Raw genomic sequence first — 15,123 nt, 5'->3', positions numbered from 1 at the left:
GTAGAAAAATCCATCCTAATTCTGTTAGGGTGGATTTTTAGTTCTGAAAATTTACATTTTTCTGAATGTGTTATAAGATAATTGGTGGTGAACAAAGGGGTGGAATGATGCAAAATACGTGGCGTGAGTTAAGAGAGATGGACCGTAACGTATGGATACGGTTTATTGGTGAGACGTTAAATGGAATTGCAATGATGATGTTGATGCCTTTTTTTGCATTATATTTAAAAGATAAGGTAGATTCATTATTACAGGTTGGAGTTATTATGGCGCTTTCTCCAATTGCTGCAAGCTTTGGATCAATTATAGGGGGAAGAATTGCTGATATATATGGAAGAAAGCCGATTATGATATTTTCGATGACGAGTAATGCGGTATTCATGCTCGGTTTTTTATTTATAGAAGGATTTATTCCTTATGCGATTTTATCTGTTTTTTTAGGATTAAGTAATTCGTTATTTCATCCAGCTGCATCAGCGATGGTTGCGGATGTAACAGCGCCAGAAAAAAGAACAGAAGCATATGGGTTACTACGAATGGGGCACAATATAGGTGCTGCAATTGGCCCGATAATGGGCGCTTCGGTAGTTATGTTGTCGAAGAACCTCGTGTTTATTATTGCAGCGTCTACGATGTTATTTTATGCATTACTTGTATTCATCCTTATTCAAGAGACAATGCCGAAGGGTATGAATAAAGAAGAGGAGAAAGAAAAGGAATCAGGAGCAGTGTGGAAAATTGTATTGCGAGATAAGGTATTAATGATTTACTTATTAGCAGGTATCATTATTTCGATGGGATTTTCCCAAACAGAAGGCATGTTGCCACTGCACTTTGATAATGAAATGAAGGATATTTTTGAAACTAACAATCCATACCCATATTTAATGGCGCTAAACGGATTATTAGTTGTGTTGTTCCAATTTCAAATTTCAAAATGGGCCACAGATAAACCTGTCGGAAAGACGATGTTATATGGTGCATGTTTGTTTGGGATTGGATTATTTTTTATAGGGTGGTTACCGAAGTGGTTTGGGGAATTTGATGCGAATGTTACAGTTATTTTAATAACACTCATGCTTGTGTATGCCATATATACGTTAGGTGAGATGATTATGTCGCCTGTACAGATGACATTTGTAGCAAATTTGGCTCCTGAGCATTTGAGAGGGACTTATATGGGAGCTGCGAGTTTGCAGTGGATTACAGGAAGCGCATTCGGTCCACTTCTTGGAGGTTTTTTATTAGATCAATTACTTGGCCACTTGCTATTTACAATTTTAGCTGTAGGATGTGTAGTTGCAGGTATTGTATATGTTTCTTTAGATCGTCTTGTTGAACAAAGGCAAAAGAGCACACTGACCAAACAATCTTCTTAATAAGTAGATGACATACACAAAAAGAAGAATTCTACATATTTTAGGTACATAACTAGATTGGGTTGCAATTTTATGAAGAAAGTTAAGTGGAAAAGTGTAGAAAACCAATAAGTGGTGTCATTTAATTATTTGTGGAAGTTACATTTTATTTCAAATAGGAACTACCTATTTTTATAAAAAGTGCTAAAATAGAAAAATGAAAACAATTGGTTAGGGTGATTTCAGTGACGAAAATTAAATTAGGCTTATTATATGGTGGAAAATCAGCTGAGCATCAAGTTTCGCTACAAACGGCTCTTGCTGCTATTAAAGCATTAAATCAAGATAAATTCGAGATTCATCCAATTTATATTACAGAACAAGGTCAATGGGTTCGTGGTGAGCGTATTGAAGGTGAAGTAACAGATGTTGAGGTTCTAAAAATGAGCGGTGCAGAAAATGCGATTTCTCCGTTATCATTAAGTACAGAAATCATTCCATCTGCAGGTTCTGAGGGAAATGCCATCGACGTTATTTTCCCATTACTACATGGACCAAATGGTGAAGATGGAACAGTTCAAGGATTATTAGAATTAATGAACATTCCTTATGTAGGAAATGGTGTTCTAGCATCTGCAGCTGGTATGGATAAAGTTGTTATGAAAAACATCTTTGCAGAAGCTGGATTGAAACAAGCGAAATATGCATCATTCATTCGTAGCGCATGGGAAAAAGATCGTGACACAGCATATGAAAAGGTAGAAGAAGTATTAGGATACCCTTGCTTCGTAAAACCAGCAAACCTTGGTTCAAGTGTTGGTATTAATAAGTGTAAAAATCGTGAAGAACTTGAGAATGCATTTGAAGAGGCATTCCAATTTGACCGTAAAATTATTGTAGAAGAAAATATCGTTGGACGTGAAGTAGAAGTTGGGGTACTAGGTAATGATGAGCCGAAATGTTCAGTTGTAGGTGAAATTGTACCGAAAAAAGACTTTTATGATTATAAGTCGAAATACATCGATGGTGATACAGCGTTAATTATTCCAGCTGAAATGACAGAAGAAGAGTCTAATGTTATTAAGCGAGATGCGATTGTTGCATTCCAATCGTTAGATGGCGCTGGCTTAACAAGAGCTGATTTCTTTTTAACGAAAGATGGAGAAGTATATATTAATGAAGTGAATACGATGCCAGGATTTACGCCGTTTAGTATGTTCCCTCTACTATGGCAACATACTGGATTACCGTATCCGGAATTAATTGAAGAGTTAATTCGTTTAGCAATTGATCGTCACGAAGAAAAACAAAAAATTAAATATACAATCTAACAAAAAAAGGAGGAGGCACTATTCACAGGAATAGTGCTTCCTCTATGTAAGGAGTGTTTTCATGATAAATCGAACGTTAAAACAAGTAGAACAGATGGTAAATGGTATGGGATTAGCAGAGCGATATGAGGGAATTACTATACAGGGAGTGTCTATTGATACAAGAAAAATCGAAAAAGGAAATCTATATGTTCCGATTCAAGGTGAACGTTTCGATGGACATGCTTTTGTAGATAAAGCTGTTGAAAATGGAGCTGTAGCGACATTATGGATGAAAGATGTAGCGAATCCACCTGAGAATCTTCCAGTTATTTTTGTAGAAGACACACTATCAGCACTACAAATGTTAGCGAAAAATTATCGCGATCAATTGGATGTTAAAGTTATTGGTGTAACAGGTAGTAACGGTAAAACATCTACAAAAGATATTGTAACAAGTCTTCTTGCGACTAAATTTAAAGTTCAAAAAACAGAAGGAAACTTCAATAACCATATCGGGCTTCCTCTTACTATTTTAAACTTAGAAGAAAATACAGAAGTAGCTGTATTAGAAATGGGAATGTCAAGCCGTGGGGAAATTGAATTCCTATCTAAGTTAGCTCGTCCAAATGCAGCTATCATTACGAACATTGGTGAGGCGCATTTAATGGATTTAGGATCTCGTGAGGCAATTGCTGAAGCGAAATTAGAAATTGTGACAGGATTACAAGAAGGTGGAGTATTCGTATATAACGGAGATGAACCATTATTAACGAATCGTGTTCCTGAAATGAATTTAATAGCTGAAACAGTTACGTTTGGTGATGCTAGAGCAAATGATTACTATCCAACGACTGTAACGTTACAAGCAACTGGGACACACTTTAAAATGAATAGAGAAGAAAATATTTCATTCTATCTACCGGTATTAGGAAAACACAATGTGTATAATACGCTTGCTTCCATGGCAATTGCGAAACATTTTGGTGTAACGTGGGAAGAGATGAAAGAAGGTTTAGTAACGCTTCAAATGACAGGCATGCGTATGGAAATTGTGAAAACAAATAGCGGATTAACAATTATCAACGACGCTTATAATGCAAGTCCGACAGCTATGGAGGCGGCATTCCACTTAATGAATGGTTTAGATGGATTTGCTAAAAAAATAGTTGTGCTTGGTGATATGTTAGAGCTTGGAGATCAAGAAGTACAATTTCATTATGAAGTAGGTAAATTAATCGATCCAGCAAAAATCGCATATGTGTTCACATATGGTAAATTAGGGGCTCAAATTGCTGAAGGAGCGAAAATTAATTTCCCTAATGAACGTGTAAAGGCGTATGATAATAAAGAAGAGTTAGTAAAAGAGTTGCAAGCAGTAGTTGATGCGAAAGATGTTGTATTAATAAAAGCATCTCGCGGTATGAAGTTAGAAGAAGTAATTACGATGTTGAAATAATTGGTGTATATAAATAGGGATGATAGTTACGAAAATAGAAGAAACTTATAATAAGCGCTTACAGTAAATATAAAAAAATAAAAGTGAAGAAAAAAACTCTGAATATGAAAATAAGGTAACAGTTGGGTTTGCTTTTTACACATACAAAACTTATAATTGATAAAGTGTAATAACGTTTAGAAGTATTTTCGCGAAGAATATACGCCCGTTTATATACGTGAGCATTCAGGAAAAGGGCTTTTCCGCCAATTCGGAAAATGCCTTTTTTTAAATGATAAGTATAGGATAGAAAAGGAGAAGTAACATTGACAACATTTCGAGAATTAGGATTAAGTGATTCTTTACTGCAATCTGTTGAAAGTATGGGCTTTGAGGAAGCTACGCCGATTCAAGCTGAAACAATTCCTCATGCATTGCAAGGTAAAGATATTATTGGGCAAGCACAAACAGGTACAGGGAAAACAGCAGCATTTGGATTACCGCTATTAGATAAAGTAGATACTCGTAAAGAAACAGTTCAAGGTATTGTTATCGCGCCAACGCGTGAATTAGCAATCCAAGTTGGAGAAGAACTATACAAAATTGGTAAACATAAACGCGTTCGTATTTTACCAATTTATGGTGGTCAAGATATTAACCGCCAAATTCGTGCTCTAAAAAAACACCCACACATTATTGTTGGTACGCCGGGTCGTATTTTAGATCATATTAACCGTAAAACACTTCGCCTGCAAAACGTAGAGACAGTTGTTCTTGACGAAGCGGATGAAATGTTAAACATGGGCTTCATCGAAGACATTGAAGCGATTTTAACAGATGTGCCAGAAACACATCAAACATTATTATTCTCAGCGACAATGCCGGACCCAATCCGTCGTATTGCTGAGCGTTTCATGACTGAGCCTCAACACATTAAAGTAAAAGCAAAAGAAGTAACAATGCCAAACATTCAGCAGTTCTATTTAGAAGTGCAAGAAAAGAAAAAGTTTGACGTGTTAACACGCTTACTAGATATTCAATCTCCAGAGCTTGCGATTGTATTCGGTCGTACAAAGCGTCGTGTTGATGAATTATCAGAAGCATTAAACTTACGTGGTTATGCTGCAGAAGGTATCCATGGTGATTTAACTCAGGCGAAACGTATGTCTGTATTACGTAAATTTAAAGAAGGTTCTATTGAAGTTCTTGTTGCAACAGACGTTGCAGCACGTGGTCTTGATATTTCAGGCGTAACACACGTATATAACTTCGATATTCCACAAGATCCAGAATCATACGTTCACCGTATTGGACGTACTGGTCGTGCGGGTAAAAAAGGTATTGCAATGCTATTTGTAACACCACGTGAATCAGGACAATTAAAAAATATCGAGCGTACAACAAAACGTAAAATGGACCGTATGGATGCACCGACACTTGACGAGGCACTAGAAGGTCAACAACGTTTAATCGCTGAAAAACTTCAAAGTACAATTGAAAATGAAAACTTAGCATACTACAAGCGTATTGCAGAAGAAATGTTAGAAGAGAACGACTCTGTAACAGTAGTAGCTGCTGCTTTAAAAATGATGACAAAAGAGCCGGATACAACTCCAATCGCTTTAACATCAGAACCACCAGTTGTTGCAAGAGGTGGCGGTTCTAAAAAACGCGGTGGTAACGGAGGCGGATACCGTGATGGTAACCGTAATCGTAGTCGTGATGGACGCGGTGGCGATGGTCGTAACCGTGATCGTAACCGTGATCGTAATCGTGAAGGTAGCCGTGATGGCAACCGTGGTCGTCGTGGAGAAGGTCAAGGTCGCCCAGGATCTTCAAACGGACGCGGCGAAAGAAAACATCATAGCCGTAAGCCACAAGCTTAATAATAAAAAAAGAGAATGCCCTTTGCCGGCATTCTCTTTTTTTATTTCTGTAATTGTACATACTACATAATAACTTGTGTAGAAATGAGGTGCTACATGCTTGTAAGACTTGGGTATGTTGCAATGAGTGTACATTTGAAAAACGCATCTCCATCTCAAACGATGACGTATGCGCAGTTTCAAAAAATAGATGATCGAGAAGCGGCGATTCGCAAACTTGAAAGAATTGCTAATTCGAATTTGGAAAACTGTTTGCGACTATTAAAACATAATAGAGGACATGATATATCATTCTTTCGTCTTAGTTCCAAACTCATCCCCCTTGCAAATCATGAGGAGTTGTTAGATTGGAACTATATTCGTCCTTTAAAAGAAAAACTGAAAGAGTTAGGTGAATATGCAATTCGTATGAATATGCGTATCGATTTCCATCCAGATCATTTTGTTGTACTCAATTCACCTGAGGAGAGTATTTTTAAACAATCTGTAAAGACATTACAAATGCATAAAAAGTTGTTAAAAGGCATGGGGATTGAACATAAGCAACGATGTGTAATGCACGTTGGTGGCGGATATAAAGATAAAGAGCTCGCATTAGAGCGTTTTATAGAGAATTGGTCTAATGTCCCAAGAAGTATTCAGGAAATGATTATGTTAGAAAATGACGATACAACTTTTACGCTGGAGGAAACATTATATTTAGGAGAAAAACTGGACATTCCCGTTGTATTTGATTTGCATCACCATATGATGAATCATAATCGAGAAGATTGGCATGAAGATTGGGCGCGTGTTGTACATACGTGGGAATCGTCTTTGTTACCAGTGAAAATGCATATTTCTAGTCCTAGAGAGGGGAAAGACCCGAGGGCGCATGCAGATTTTATTGATGTAGATACTTTTTTATCTTTTTTAAAAAAGATAAAGGGAAGTGTTCCGCAAATTGATTGTATGATTGAAGCGAAGAAGAAGGATGAGTCTTTATTTCAACTCATGAGAGATTTAAGTGAACAAACAGATGTGGAAATTGTCGATGGTGCAAGCTTTTATATTAAATAAGCTCTGCACCATCGAGTTTTTTTATCAATAAAGGGGTGCAAATACCACCAATGATCAATCCTATTAAATGGCTGATAGGATTGGCAGAGGGATTGAAGAAAGTGAATAGTAATAGTATACATATCATAATTGAAAAAATAGCGATGTCTTTTGGGTTGGAAGAACGATATCGACTATACAATAGAAACAACTGTGCACCTAGCAATCCGAAAATACCGCCAGATGCCCCGGCATGAATATATTCAAGAGGCATAATAAGATAAGAAAAAATATTTCCAAAGATGCCAGAAAGGAAAAAAATAATAATGAAAGAAAAATGCCCTAGTTGTTTTTCAATAGCAGAGCCAAACACGAATAAACAAATACTATTAGAAAGAAAATGTTGTAAATCTACATGTACAAGCAGAGAAGTTATGAGACGCCACCATTCTCCTTTAGCGATATATTCATTATAAGCTGCCATAGGAAAGAGAAAAAAGTCGCCTAACATAATCATGAATAATTGTATGAGAAGTAAAGCAATGACAATTGGTTGTAAGGAAATGCGGGCGGATGGTATTAGCATGTTGTGAGTATCACTCCTTTTGCATCAGAAAGATTCTCTGTTATTCTTACAATATGAAAAAAGAAAGCTAAATAGAAGAAGGGGATTTTGAAATGATTGTAGGGATTGGAATCGATATTATTGAATTGAATCGAATTGAAAAAATGCTAGATGGAAAGCTTAAATTTATGGAACGTATTTTAACTAAAAGTGAACGTAATGTTGCTAAGGAGCTGAAGGGAAGCCGTCTTACAGAGTTTGTAGCTGGAAGGTTTGCAGCAAAAGAGGCGTATTCAAAGGCGGTAGGCACTGGTATCGGGGAAGAAGTAAGTTTTTTAGATATTGAAGTAAGAAATGATGATAGAGGGAAGCCAATTCTTCTTACAAATACAGAGTATATTGTTCATTTATCAATTAGTCATAGTAAGGAATTTGCTGTTGCTCAAGTGGTTTTAGAAAGCTCGTCAAGCTAGTCTGCATATTTTATATCTTTGTCTCATATATTTGTGGTAGCGATAAGGAAGGCACATCTTCCACTCATTTATAGGGGCAAAGGGGCTGAAGTGATGAAAAGGCGTCTGTTTTTAGTTCTTGTCGGTTTATTAACCGTTTTTGTGTTGGCCGGTTGTATGGAAAAGAAACAAGATGATGTTGTGAGAGATTTAGAGTCAAAAGTAAAAGGGATGAAAAGTTATCAAGCTGAAGCAAAATTATCTATTAAAACAGGGAATGAGCCTCAGGAGTATAAGGTGGAAATATGGCATAAAGAACCTTCTTTTTATCGTGTGAATTTGCAAAATGCGAAAAAAGATCAAAGCCAAATTATTTTAAGAAATGAAGAAGGTGTATTTGTATTAACGCCAGCGCTTAATAAGAGTTTCCGTTTTCAAAGTGATTGGCCGCAAAATAGTAGCCAGGCTTACTTATATGAATCCCTTGTGAGAGATATTTTGCAGGATAAGAAAAACCTTACTTTTGAAAAAACAGATAAATATTATATTTTTAAAACAAAAACAAACTATCAACATCAAAACATGTTGCCGAAACAAGAGATTACATTGAAGAAAAGTGATCTAACACCAGTTTCGGTGAAATTAATGGATAATGATCAAAATGTTCTTGTGAAAGTAGATTTCTCAAAAGTGAAATTTGATGCGAAATTTGATAAAGGTGCATTTGATACGAAACAAAACATGTCTAGAGCGCAAGTAGATGTTCAAACGACAGCGAAAGAAGACAAACCATTTGCTATTTTGTATCCGCGTGATACACCGCAAGGTATGGTTTTGAAAGACGAAAAAGAGTTGAAGACAGACAGTGGCAAGCGTGCGATACTCACATACACTGGAAGTAAGAAATCCTTTACTTTAATACAAGAAAAGGCAAAAGTTGCAGAGGCTTCGTCAGCAATAAGTGTGAGCGGAGAATTGGTTGACCTTGGCTTTACAATTGGAGCATTGACGAAAGACTCTTTAACGTGGTCGCATAATGGAGTAGAATATATGCTCGTGTCTAAAGGTTTAGAGCCGAAGGAGCTATTAATGGTTGCTCGTTCAGTTACAGAGAAGCAAGTGAAGTAAACTTCTTAGACGTGGTGATATATGTGCACCACGTCTTTTCTTAGTTTGAAGGATGGATTTCATAAAAGAAGCATATAAAAGAATAAGCTTCGCATATCGTGTATAAGGAAGTGTATTTATGGAAGAAGCACCGTTTTACCGTGACACTTGGGTGGAAGTCGATTTAGATGCAATCTATAACAATATTACACATATTAAAAATTTCATTCCAAGTGATGTAGAGATTTTTGCTGTAGTTAAAGCCAATGCATATGGACACGATTATGTACCGGTAGCCAAAACGGCATTAGAAGCAGGGGCGACAAGGTTAGCGGTTGCCTTTTTAGATGAAGCTTTAGTGCTTCGGAGGGCTGGTATTACTGTGCCGATTTTAGTGTTAGGTCCTTCCCCGCCCCGTGACGTCAATGTAGCTGCTGAAAATGATGTGGCGTTAACCGTTTTTCAAAAAGAATGGGTGGACGAAGCAATCAAACTTTGGGATGGTTCGTCTACAATGAAGTACCATATTAATTTTGATAGTGGCATGGGGAGAATTGGAATACGCGAACGTAAAGAATTAAAAGGGTTTTTAAAGAGTTTAGAAGGTGCACCATTTTTGCAATTAGAAGGAGTTTATACACATTTTGCAACAGCGGATGAGGTGGAGACTTCTTACTTCGATAAGCAATATAACACATTTTTGGAGCAGTTAAGTTGGTTGAAAGAATTCGGAGTGGATCCTAAGTTTGTTCATACAGCTAATAGTGCTGCAACGCTACGTTTTCAAGGGATTACATTTAATGCAGTACGAATTGGCATAGCGATGTATGGGTTATCCCCGTCTGTAGAAATACGCCCTTTTTTACCGTTTCAATTAGAACCAGCGCTATCACTGCATACGAAGGTTGCTCATATTAAACAGGTGATTAAAGGGGATGGAATTAGTTATAACGTCACTTATCGAACAAAAACGGAAGAATGGATTGCAACCGTTGCAATTGGATATGCAGATGGATGGCTTAGAAGATTACAAGGGTTTGAAGTGCTTGTAAATGGTAAAAGGGTACCGATTGTAGGGCGAGTAACGATGGATCAATTCATGATACACCTTCCTCGTAAAGTGCCTCTTGGTACGAAAGTTACACTCATCGGAAGACAAGGCGATGAGTATATTAGTGCTACTGAGGTTGCTGAATATTCAGGGACTATTAATTATGAAATTATTTCAACGATAAGCTTCCGGGTACCGAGAATATTTATACGGAATGGCAAGGTTGTAGAAGTAATTAATTATTTAAACAATATATAGAAGGTAGTATGATTTGCTTCTTGTCATTTGAGAGGACTGTTCATCGGCTGAGAATAAGTTCATTTTTTGGCGAGAAGCTTTTTACTTATCAGTACTTTTAACATAAGTTACTGCAGAAATTCTTCTGTTTCTTGTTGTAATGAGATAAAAAATAAAAGAATATGAATGTTTTGTTTGTGAATTGGAAAACATAAGCAAGGAATAAGGAAGTCTTTGCAACAGGCTCCATACAATGGTATTATTACAATAGGTGTCATATATATATTTGGGTGTGTAGTTGACGGTGGAGGTGTATTTTTGTGTCCGAATCAAGTGTAACTACTGAAATCGTGGTTCGGTTGCCAAAGCAAATGGTAACGGAATTGGACGGAATTGGAAAACAAGAGAATAAGAATCGCCATGAACTAATTTGCCAGGCAACACAACTGTTATTGCGTCAACATAAGACGAAGAAACGCTACCAACATGAATCAATGCGACGTGGGTACATTGAAATGGGAAAAATTAATCTTGGTATTGCATCTGAAGCTTTCTTAGCAGAGTATGAAGCAGCTCATACAGTAGAACGCTTAGTTAGCGGGGGGTAATATTTTGATTGTAAAACGCGGCGACGTGTATTTTGCAGACCTTTCCCCAGTTGTTGGTTCTGAGCAAGGAGGCGTTCGTCCGGTTCTTGTCATTCAAAATGACATCGGAAATCGTTTTAGTCCAACGGTGATTGTAGCGGCTATTACTGCACAGATTCAAAAAGCGAAATTACCCACTCATGTGGAAATTGATGCGAAAAAGTACGGTTTTGAGAGAGATTCTGTTATTTTACTTGAGCAGATTCGAACAATCGATAAGCAGCGCTTAACGGACAAAATCACTCACTTAGATGAAGTGATGATGATTCGTGTAGATGAAGCGCTACAAATTAGTTTAGGACTAATAGATTTTTAAATCGGCAGTTTAAGTTGCTCTCTTTGCAGGGCAACTTTTTTTATTATAGAGGGGGTTACGGTTGTATATGGAAATGGTAGATAATCGACAAGCGTTAATGAAAATGTTAGTGAAGGAATTAGGCTTTACCGAAAAGCAAGTTCGTCATGTTATTCAATTAACAGAAGAAGGTAACACAGTTCCATTTATTGCTCGTTACCGAAAAGAATGGACAGGCTCTTTAGATGAAGTGCAAATTCGTACGATTTTAGAGAGATGGCAATATATGATGCAACTTGAAGATAGGAAAGAAGAGGTTCTTCGTCTTATTGATGAGAAGGGGAAACTGACAGGAGAATTACGTCAGCAAATTGTGAAAGCTACCAAGTTGCAAGAAGTAGAAGATTTATATCGTCCATATAAAGAGAAAAGAAGAACGAAAGCAACGATTGCAAAAGAAAAAGGGTTAGAGCCATTAGCTGAATGGTTATTGTTATATACGAAAGAAGATCCAAGTCAGAAGGCAATGGAGTTTGTGAATGCTGAGAAAGAAGTGCAATCTGCAGAAGAAGCATTACAAGGTGCTCAAGATATTATTGCAGAAATTGTTTCAGATGAAGCGTCGTATCGTAGTTGGATTCGGAATGTTACTTTTAGAAAAGGTGTTATGTCTTCGGCTGTAAAAGATGAAGAGAAAGATGAAAAGAATATATATGAAATGTATTATAGCTATGAAGAACCTTTGCAGAAAGTGGTGCCGCATCGTGTATTAGCGATGAATCGCGGTGAGAAAGAAGATATATTGAGAGTCTCTGTCGTTCCGCCAGTAGATGAAATAGTAGCTTTCTTATATAAGAAAGTAATTCGTGATAACGATTCAAAAAGTGCACAGTATGTAAAGTTGGCAATTGAGGATGGTTATAAACGTTTAATTCAATCCTCTATTGAAAGAGAGATTCGAAAAGAATTAACAGAAACAGCCGAAGAACAAGCGATACATATTTTCTCTGAGAACTTACGTAATTTGTTATTACAACCTCCAATGAAAGGAAAGGTTGTGTTAGCTGTAGATCCTGCATATAGAACGGGTTGTAAATTAGCTATTGTAGACGATACGGGGAAAGTTCTATATATTGATGTTATTTATCCGCATCCACCAGTACGTAAATATGAAGATGCAAAAACGAAAGTTCTTTCTATTATAAATAAATATCAAGTTGAAATGATTGCGATTGGGAATGGTACAGCTTCTAGAGAATCGGAAGAATTTATAGTTGATGTATTACAAAATGTGAAACGAGAAGTCTTCTATATTATTGTGAACGAGGCTGGTGCGAGTGTGTATTCGGCTTCTGATTTAGCCCGGGAGGAATTCCCGGATTTACAGGTTGAAGAAAGAAGTGCTGTTTCTATCGGAAGACGTCTGCAAGATCCGCTTGCTGAACTTGTAAAGATTGATCCTAAATCAGTTGGGGTTGGACAATACCAACATGATGTATCTCAAAAGAGGTTGAATGAATCATTAACGTTTGTAGTAGAGACGGCAGTTAACCAAGTCGGTGTGAATGTAAATACAGCTTCAGTTGCGTTATTACAATATGTTTCGGGTTTATCAAAAACTGTTGCGAAAAATATTGTAGCAAAGCGTGAAGAAGAAGGGAAATTTACAAAACGAACAGACTTAAAGAAAATACCACGTCTAGGTGCGAAGACATATGAACAATGTATAGGTTTCTTACGTATATTAGAAGGGATAAATCCGTTAGACCGAACGGGTATTCATCCAGAACAATATAAAAATGTTGAATTGTTATTAAAGAATCTAGGGTTATCCAAAGATGATGTAGGACAACCGCAATTACAAAAGAGCTTAGAAGGAGTGGAGATTGCTAAGTTGTCACAAGAAACGGGAGTTGGAGAGCCAACATTAGTTGATATTATAGATGCACTCATTAGTCCAGAGCGAGATATGAGGGATGAGTTACCTAAACCACTTCTGAAAAAAGGAATTTTGAAATTAGAAGATTTAAAACGTGGGATGGAACTAGAAGGAACAGTTCGTAACGTTGTCGATTTTGGTGCTTTTGTTGATGTAGGTGTAAAACAAGATGGTCTAGTACATATTTCTAAACTAAGCAAACAATACGTGAAACATCCGTTAGATATCGTATCTGTGGGACAAATCGTCAAAGTATGGGTAGATGATATTGATACGAAAAAGGGTCGCGTTGCACTATCAATGCTGCCGATTGAATAATAAGAGAAGAGAGCAGATGGAAACTGCTCTTTTTTTATGGGATAAAATGTGTAATGAATTATGAGCTTTGATGTATTTTGCTATAATAAAACCAGCATTCATTTAACAATTTAATTTGATACCGGTTTTTTTCAAAATATGCGCGTTGCATTTGTTTTTTGAGCCATGTAGGCATAGGAATCCCTCCTTGTTTAATCCTACTCTCAAAAATGTAAGGTACTATTGATGAGAGGTTGGTGAGTGGATTTCTACTTCTGCTATGTTTTTAGAAACCACGCTTCTTGAATGAGGATGGGTATATGTACTATTTAATATATGTATAAGAGAGGAGAAAAGTGTAAAAATATTTTTTTGTTTAGGAGGAATGAAAGTGGATAAGCAAGAAATACAGCGGCTAGTGGAAGAAGTATCGCTACAATATTTCGGAATGCCGTTTTTACATAAGGCGATGTTTAATAGTAGATTGCGTACAACTGGTGGACGTTATCTATTGAATACACACAATATTGAACTGAATCATCGATATTACGAAATGTATGGGAAAGAAGAATTAGTTGGAATCGTTAAACATGAACTTTGCCATTATCACTTACATATTACAGGAAGAGGGTATAAGCATAGGGATAAGGATTTTCGTGAACTATTAAAGGCAGTTGGTGCACCACGCTTTTGTAAACGAATGATAAATGAAGAGAAAGAAAAAAAGGTTTATATGTATGAATGTATGGAGTGTTTACTTCAATATGTAAGAAGACGCCAAATAAATACAAAAAAATATGTCTGCGGAAAGTGTAAAGGGAAACTAATTCTCATAAAGAAAACATCTTGACAGTGAAAACGCAATCCAGTATATTATAAACATGTCACGTTTGTACAAGATGTTGTAAAAAACTTCTTGACTTACGATGAGAAATTTTATAAGATACAAATTGTCTTCATTATTCCGCAGTAGCTCAGTGGTAGAGCTATCGGCTGTTAACCGATCGGTCGTAGGTTCGAGTCCTACCTGCGGAGCCATACAGAGAAGTACCCAAGTGGCTCAAGGGGCTCCCCTGCTAAGGGAGTAGATCGCGAACGCGGTGCGAGGGTTCGAATCCCTTCTTCTCTGCCATTCATATTGGCCCGTTGGTCAAGTGGTTAAGACACCGCCCTTTCACGGCGGTAACACGGGTTCGAATCCCGTACGGGTCACCACTTCGGAGGATTAGCTCAGCTGGGAGAGCACCTGCCTTACAAGCAGGGGGTCGGCGGTTCGATCCCGTCATCCTCCACCATAATATTATAATGAAAATTAAAATGACATTAATTTAAAGATTAAATGGTCCCGTGGTGTAGTGGTTAACATGCCTGCCTGTCACGCAGGAGATCGCCGGTTCGACCCCGGTCGGGACCGCCATTTTAACTTCTGCTAATTGGCAGTTGTTTTTTATTGGTCATTATGGTACAATAACATTTGTCTTTGAAAAGAAGATAAGTATTTCG

General features: G+C 37.1%; 14 protein-coding genes and 5 tRNA genes. 17 read left to right on the top strand and 2 right to left on the bottom strand.

The genetic code is table 11. The features are described 5' to 3' along the window. Positions 1-107 precede the first annotated feature (107 nt). From ACZ76X_RS27150 to uvsE, 5 genes are all read left to right on the top strand, one after another. Positions 108-1,379 (top strand): MDR family MFS transporter, encoded by a 1,272-nt coding sequence (locus tag ACZ76X_RS27150; RefSeq protein ID WP_479852295.1) that lies wholly within the window; start codon positions 108-110, stop codon positions 1,377-1,379. Positions 1,380-1,603: 224 nt separating this feature from the next. After that, complete coding sequence (locus ACZ76X_RS27145; protein WP_479852294.1) at positions 1,604-2,689, top strand: D-alanine--D-alanine ligase; 1,086 nt, start codon at positions 1,604-1,606, stop codon at positions 2,687-2,689. A 61-nt stretch (positions 2,690-2,750) separates the two neighbouring features. Next, positions 2,751-4,127 carry a UDP-N-acetylmuramoyl-tripeptide--D-alanyl-D-alanine ligase gene (murF, locus tag ACZ76X_RS27140; protein ID WP_479852293.1) on the top strand — a complete coding sequence of 459 codons (1,377 nt, stop codon included), beginning with the start codon at positions 2,751-2,753 and terminating at the stop codon, positions 4,125-4,127. 305 nt (positions 4,128-4,432) lie between these two features. Continuing rightward, positions 4,433-5,992 (top strand): degradosome RNA helicase CshA, encoded by a 1,560-nt coding sequence (cshA, locus tag ACZ76X_RS27135; RefSeq protein ID WP_479852292.1) that lies wholly within the window; start codon positions 4,433-4,435, stop codon positions 5,990-5,992. Positions 5,993-6,088: 96 nt separating this feature from the next. Beyond that, entirely contained in the window at positions 6,089-7,051 is a 963-nt protein-coding gene (gene uvsE / locus ACZ76X_RS27130) for a UV DNA damage repair endonuclease UvsE (RefSeq protein ID WP_479852291.1), read from the top strand. On the opposite strand, the gene ACZ76X_RS27125 is transcribed toward uvsE, so the two are convergent. Further along, the gene (locus tag ACZ76X_RS27125; RefSeq protein WP_479852290.1) at positions 7,044-7,616 is read right to left on the bottom strand and encodes a rhomboid family intramembrane serine protease; all 573 of its coding nucleotides are present in this window, start codon (positions 7,614-7,616) and stop codon (positions 7,044-7,046) included. The two genes, uvsE and ACZ76X_RS27125, sit on opposite strands and share 8 nt — an antisense overlap. Positions 7,617-7,708: 92 nt before the next feature. Here ACZ76X_RS27125 and acpS point away from each other — a divergent pair, with 92 nt between their 5' ends. From acpS to ACZ76X_RS27095, 6 genes are all read left to right on the top strand, one after another. Continuing rightward, positions 7,709-8,068, top strand: a complete 360-nt coding sequence (gene acpS / locus ACZ76X_RS27120) for a holo-ACP synthase (protein WP_479852289.1) — start codon at positions 7,709-7,711, stop codon at positions 8,066-8,068. 156 nt (positions 8,069-8,224) lie between these two features. After that, positions 8,225-9,175 (top strand): LolA family protein, encoded by a 951-nt coding sequence (locus ACZ76X_RS27115; protein WP_479852341.1) that lies wholly within the window; start codon positions 8,225-8,227, stop codon positions 9,173-9,175. A 118-nt stretch (positions 9,176-9,293) separates the two neighbouring features. Beyond that, a complete protein-coding gene (alr, locus tag ACZ76X_RS27110; protein ID WP_479852288.1) occupies positions 9,294-10,463 on the top strand; it encodes an alanine racemase in 1,170 nt (389 codons plus the stop codon). Positions 10,464-10,762: 299 nt separating this feature from the next. Next, positions 10,763-11,050 (top strand): antitoxin EndoAI, encoded by a 288-nt coding sequence (locus ACZ76X_RS27105; protein ID WP_000004570.1) that lies wholly within the window; start codon positions 10,763-10,765, stop codon positions 11,048-11,050. A gap of 4 nt (positions 11,051-11,054) precedes the next feature. Further along, complete coding sequence (ndoA, locus tag ACZ76X_RS27100; RefSeq protein ID WP_000635963.1) at positions 11,055-11,405, top strand: type II toxin-antitoxin system endoribonuclease NdoA; 351 nt, start codon at positions 11,055-11,057, stop codon at positions 11,403-11,405. 67 nt (positions 11,406-11,472) lie between these two features. Then, on the top strand, positions 11,473-13,641 hold the full coding sequence (locus ACZ76X_RS27095; protein WP_479852287.1) for a Tex family protein: 2,169 nt from the start codon (positions 11,473-11,475) through the stop codon (positions 13,639-13,641). A gap of 58 nt (positions 13,642-13,699) precedes the next feature. On the opposite strand, the gene cmpA is transcribed toward ACZ76X_RS27095, so the two are convergent. Continuing rightward, positions 13,700-13,816 carry a cortex morphogenetic protein CmpA gene (cmpA, locus tag ACZ76X_RS27090; protein WP_001143642.1) on the bottom strand — a complete coding sequence of 39 codons (117 nt, stop codon included), beginning with the start codon at positions 13,814-13,816 and terminating at the stop codon, positions 13,700-13,702. 195 nt (positions 13,817-14,011) lie between these two features. Between cmpA and ACZ76X_RS27085 the strand changes: the two genes are divergently transcribed. The 6 genes from ACZ76X_RS27085 (at position 14,012) to ACZ76X_RS27060 (ending at position 15,037) form a co-directional block, all read left to right on the top strand. Continuing rightward, positions 14,012-14,470 (top strand): SprT family protein, encoded by a 459-nt coding sequence (locus ACZ76X_RS27085; RefSeq protein ID WP_479852286.1) that lies wholly within the window; start codon positions 14,012-14,014, stop codon positions 14,468-14,470. 113 nt (positions 14,471-14,583) lie between these two features. Beyond that, positions 14,584-14,658: transfer RNA gene (locus ACZ76X_RS27080), tRNA-Asn, on the top strand. 3 nt (positions 14,659-14,661) lie between these two features. Further along, positions 14,662-14,752: transfer RNA gene (locus tag ACZ76X_RS27075), tRNA-Ser, on the top strand. An 8-nt stretch (positions 14,753-14,760) separates the two neighbouring features. Then, positions 14,761-14,835, top strand: a tRNA-Glu gene (locus tag ACZ76X_RS27070). 4 nt (positions 14,836-14,839) lie between these two features. Continuing rightward, positions 14,840-14,915, top strand: a tRNA-Val gene (locus ACZ76X_RS27065). A 46-nt stretch (positions 14,916-14,961) separates the two neighbouring features. Further along, positions 14,962-15,037 (top strand) — tRNA-Asp (locus tag ACZ76X_RS27060). The last annotated feature ends 86 nt before the right edge of the window (positions 15,038-15,123 follow it).

The sequence above is a fragment of the Bacillus sp. BC05(2025) genome, from assembly GCF_056725905.1.
This window is presented reverse-complemented; position numbering and strand designations above follow the sequence as displayed.

Excerpts from the sequence above, each read along its gene's own strand:
- ACZ76X_RS27095 (WP_479852287.1), top strand. The coding sequence starts at position 11,473 with ATGGAAATGGTAGATAATCGACAAGCGTTAATGAAAATGTTAGTGAAG.
- murF (WP_479852293.1), top strand. The coding sequence starts at position 2,751 with ATGATAAATCGAACGTTAAAACAAGTAGAACAGATGGTAAATGGTATG.
- ACZ76X_RS27115 (WP_479852341.1), top strand. The coding sequence starts at position 8,225 with ATGGAAAAGAAACAAGATGATGTTGTGAGAGATTTAGAGTCAAAAGTA.
- cmpA (WP_001143642.1), bottom strand. The coding sequence starts at position 13,816 with ATGCCTACATGGCTCAAAAAACAAATGCAACGCGCATATTTTGAAAAA.
- acpS (WP_479852289.1), top strand. The coding sequence starts at position 7,709 with ATGATTGTAGGGATTGGAATCGATATTATTGAATTGAATCGAATTGAA.
- ACZ76X_RS27125 (WP_479852290.1), bottom strand. The coding sequence starts at position 7,616 with ATGCTAATACCATCCGCCCGCATTTCCTTACAACCAATTGTCATTGCT.
- alr (WP_479852288.1), top strand. The coding sequence starts at position 9,294 with ATGGAAGAAGCACCGTTTTACCGTGACACTTGGGTGGAAGTCGATTTA.
- ACZ76X_RS27150 (WP_479852295.1), top strand. The coding sequence starts at position 108 with ATGCAAAATACGTGGCGTGAGTTAAGAGAGATGGACCGTAACGTATGG.
- uvsE (WP_479852291.1), top strand. The coding sequence starts at position 6,089 with ATGCTTGTAAGACTTGGGTATGTTGCAATGAGTGTACATTTGAAAAAC.